6 protein-coding genes are annotated in these 3,877 nt (G+C 39.1%); 3 read left to right on the top strand and 3 right to left on the bottom strand.

Annotated elements, in window-relative coordinates; genetic code table 11:
- The 3 genes from Q0017_RS13430 to Q0017_RS13440 form a co-directional block, all read right to left on the bottom strand.
- A partial coding sequence (locus tag Q0017_RS13430) for a hypothetical protein (RefSeq protein WP_298147860.1) occupies positions 1–74 on the bottom strand: 74 nt, incomplete at its 3' end.
- 119 nt (positions 75–193) lie between these two features.
- Positions 194–451, bottom strand: coding sequence for a hypothetical protein (locus Q0017_RS13435; RefSeq protein ID WP_298147845.1), 258 nt, complete (start codon positions 449–451; stop codon positions 194–196).
- A gap of 129 nt (positions 452–580) precedes the next feature.
- Positions 581–1,768 (bottom strand): phosphoglycerate kinase, encoded by a 1,188-nt coding sequence (locus tag Q0017_RS13440; RefSeq protein ID WP_298147848.1) that lies wholly within the window; start codon positions 1,766–1,768, stop codon positions 581–583.
- Positions 1,769–1,910: 142 nt separating this feature from the next.
- On the opposite strand from Q0017_RS13440, the gene Q0017_RS13445 reads away from it, so the two are divergent.
- The 3 genes from Q0017_RS13445 (at position 1,911) to Q0017_RS13455 (ending at position 3,642) form a co-directional block, all read left to right on the top strand.
- Positions 1,911–2,294: a DUF2237 domain-containing protein gene (locus tag Q0017_RS13445; RefSeq protein ID WP_298147851.1), complete on the top strand. Its 384-nt coding sequence runs from the start codon at positions 1,911–1,913 to the stop codon at positions 2,292–2,294.
- Positions 2,294–2,884, top strand: a complete 591-nt coding sequence (locus Q0017_RS13450; protein WP_298147854.1) for a nucleoside triphosphate pyrophosphatase — start codon at positions 2,294–2,296, stop codon at positions 2,882–2,884. The genes Q0017_RS13445 and Q0017_RS13450 overlap by 1 nt, the downstream gene beginning before the upstream one ends.
- Positions 2,885–3,069: 185 nt before the next feature.
- Positions 3,070–3,642 (top strand): hypothetical protein, encoded by a 573-nt coding sequence (locus tag Q0017_RS13455; RefSeq protein WP_298147857.1) that lies wholly within the window; start codon positions 3,070–3,072, stop codon positions 3,640–3,642.
- Positions 3,643–3,877 lie beyond the last annotated feature (235 nt).

Raw genomic sequence — 3,877 nt, forward strand, 5'->3', positions numbered from 1 at the left:
ACGTTAAATGCTGGTACGCCGTAAGCATGTTCGCCGGCGTGATCCAAGAGCTGGCGCAATGAAATAAGAGCCATAATGTCCTCCCAGGTAATGCAGCATATTCTACATGTTCAAACCATGTAATTCAGCAATAAAAAACACTATTTCATAAAAAATCCCCGTCATAACGGGGACTTTTATAACAACATCAAACTTATGGTGCGCTTGCAGCTGAAGCTTCTGCTGTGCTTGGTGCAGCATTTGCAACTTCTGCGGCTACATCTGTATTGTTTTCATCCATAATCGGTTGATCAATTGCATCAATCGCGGCTTGTTGTTCAGGCGTAATGTTTGCCGCTTCAGTGGTTGCAACTTCTGCTGTAGTGGTCTCAGCAGGTGCTTCTTTTTTACCACAACCGGTTAACAGTAATGGACCAAGGATAAGTGCTGCAAGCGTGATTTTCAATTTCATCTATTTTTCCTAGCAACAAAGATGCTTTAAGTTGAGCAGATTCTAAAAGCTCAATATGACACTTTGATGAAGCAACATAAAAAAAGGCTGACTTAAGTCAACCTTTTTGATCTTGGCGCGATTTTTAGCTTAAGCGCGTTCAAGTAATGCTGCCACTGCAGGTAATGTTTTGCCTTCTACAAATTCTAAGAATGCACCACCACCTGTTGAGATATAACCAATTTGATCTGCAACTTGGTATTTATCAATTGCAGCTAAAGTGTCACCACCGCCTGCAATTGAAAAACCTGCCGATTCTGCAATCGCTAAAGAAAGTGTTTTTGTTCCTTCGCCAAATTGATCAACTTCAAACACACCTACAGGACCGTTCCAAAGAATGGTCTTAGATGTTTTTAAAATTTCAGCAAAGGCTTGTGCCGTTTCTGGACCAACATCTAAAATCATATCGTTGTCAGATACATCGGCTACTTTTTTCACTACCGCTTTTGCAGCAGCGAGTGAACCTAAGAAGTCATCAAAGCTGATTTGTGATGCATCGGCCACCACAACATCTGTTGGTAATGGTACAGACACTTTGGCAGCAATCGCTTTTGCTGTATCAATTAAATCGTGTTCACACAGGGATTTACCTACGTTATAACCGGCAGCCGCCAAGAATGTATTGGCAATACCACCACCTACAATCAATTGATCGCAAATATCAGACAATGACGTGAGTACATCAAGTTTAGTTGATACTTTAGAACCAGCAACAATGGCAACCATTGGCTTTTCAGGAGTTTGTAGCGCACGACCTAAAGCATCAAGCTCTGCTGCAAGTAAAGGACCAGCTGCGGCCACTTGAGCAAAACGTGCTACGCCTTCTGTTGAAGCTTCAGCGCGGTGTGCTGTACCAAAAGCGTCCATTACAAATACATCGCATAGCGCTGCATATTTTTGTGCAAGTTCTGGGTTGTTTTTCTTTTCACCATGGTTAAAACGCACGTTTTCAAGTAAGACCACTTGACCGGCTGCAACCTCAACACCCTCTAAATAGTCAGTGAGTAATTTTACTTCTTGACCTAAAGCTTGCGTTAAATAAGCGGCCACAGGTTGCAATGACTGTTCAGGTTTTGCTTCACCTTCAACAGGGCGACCTAAGTGTGAGCACACCATCACTGCAGCGCCTTTTGCAACAGCTGCCTGAATGGTAGGTAATGCAGCACGTAAACGTGCATCACTGGTAATTACGCCACTTTTCACAGGTACGTTTAAATCTTCACGAATTAAAACACGCTTACCTGCTAAATCGAGGTCAGTCATACGCTGAAAGTTCATGTATAGCTCACTTTATAAATATAAAAACGCGATGATTTTAAATGATTATTCAAAAAAAGGTTAGCTTCTTTTGTACAAAAGCTACCGAAATGCAAAGATTTGCTATGATAAGCTTTAAGCCCTTGATAAGCCTTGAGTGTGTATGTCGATTCATCCCAATCCTGAACTTAATCGTTTTAATGTCTTTGGTGAGCCGCTAGCCAGTTGCTGCTTTGACCCTATTACTGGATATTTTCGAAATGGTTTTTGCCATACAGCCACCACCGACTTAGGTCAACATACCATGTGTGCGCAAATGAGTGCCGCGTTTTTAAATTTTTCTAAAAAAATGGGCAACGATCTGAGCACACCTGTGCCTGAAATGGGTTTTGTGGGTTTAAAACCGGGAGATTTTTGGTGCATTTGCGTGACACGTTGGGTTGAAGCCTATCAGGCCGGTGCTGCACCTTTAGTAAAATTACAGGCTTGTCATCAAGCTGTGTTGTCTTATGTGCCTTTGCATATCCTTAAGGAGTATGCCATTTAATGCATCATCCCATAATTTTAGCGTCATCTAGCCAAACCCGTAAAGATTTGATGAATCGCTTATTACTTGATTATCAAGCCATTGCACCCGACATTAACGAGCAACCCCAAGGTGAAACACATGCCGATGATTTAGCACGGCGTTTGGCCTTTGAAAAAGCACAGGCCATAAGCCAATTACACCCCGATGCCATTGTGATTGGTTCTGATCAAGTGGCATGGCGTGAACATGCACCTGATATTTTTATTGGCAAGCCTTTAACAACTGAAAACGCCATTCGTCAGCTACAAACCAATTCAAATAAAATAGTGTATTTTAGTACTGCCTTAAGTGTACAACAGCAATCGAGCGGCTTTGAACGGACTGTAGTTGAACATTATCAAGTGAAATTTCGTGATTTATCCCGTGCTGAAATTGAGCGTTATGTGGCACTTGAACAGCCTTTATATTGTGCGGGAAGCTTTAAATGTGAAGGACTTGGCATCAGTTTATTTGAGCACATGATGGGGCAAGACCAAACCACACTCATGGGAATGCCCATGATTCAACTGTGCCGTATTTTACGTGAGCTTAAGGTTTTAGTTCCTTAAATGCTGTAGCTCATATTCTAATATGAGTAAGTTATCAACTCATAATCATGAATCTGTAATTTTGATTGTGAGTTAATCATCTATATATATCTACATAAAGACTAAATCTAACAATGCATCAAAAATTTAATTTTCAACAGTTTAAAGATTCAAGCGTTTCTAAATTAGAACTCTTAGAAACATTTATGAATAGTCAAGTTTTAGAATCTGTCATATTAGTAGCTCAAATTGAGAATTTAGATAGTGCTCGACAAAGGGCTGCTCAATACAGTCACAGTCAAATGCTGTATAATTTGCAACTTAAAGATGGTGCAAACTATATTAAAGCACATGCTAGTATCAGCATTATTCCAAAATGCATTCAAGATGGAATGATCGTGGAGGTAATATGTCAATACAAACCTATTATCAGCAAAAAAAATGATTGTTTAGAAATAGAAGCTAATATTTTAAAAATTAAGCAACTTGAAGATCCCGAAAAACACTACATTGACCACACTGCTTTAATGCTTCAAAACTTAAAACCAAATCGTGTTATTTTCCCTGAACATGAAACACCTAAAGTTACTTTGCTTTATTCAAACGCTAGCCAAGCCCTCGTTAATAAAGATTTCTTAGACGCTCTTGATTATCAAAAAAACTATATCATTTTAGACACAAAAACCGTAAATTTAAGTGATGTCAAATCACTTTCTCAAACTATTAATGATATTAAAACAGATATATTAATTATTATACGTGGTGGTGGCGGGATTTGAACTGGCGTACAAAATAATAAATTAAACATATACTTATATATAATTTAATGGGTTGATACCAGCAAGTTATACCAACATTTTCAAGTGGTTATTTTTCAACCAAACGAGAATTTAAAATTCTAAAAGCCTCTAATTATTCATAACTAAAGGAGCAACTTGAGCAACTTGAGCAACTTGAGCAACTTGAGCAACTTGAGCAACTTGAGCAACTTGAGCAACTTGAGCAACTTGAGCA

This window comes from uncultured Acinetobacter sp. (assembly GCF_947624825.1).
Lineage (GTDB): Bacteria > Pseudomonadota > Gammaproteobacteria > Pseudomonadales > Moraxellaceae > Acinetobacter.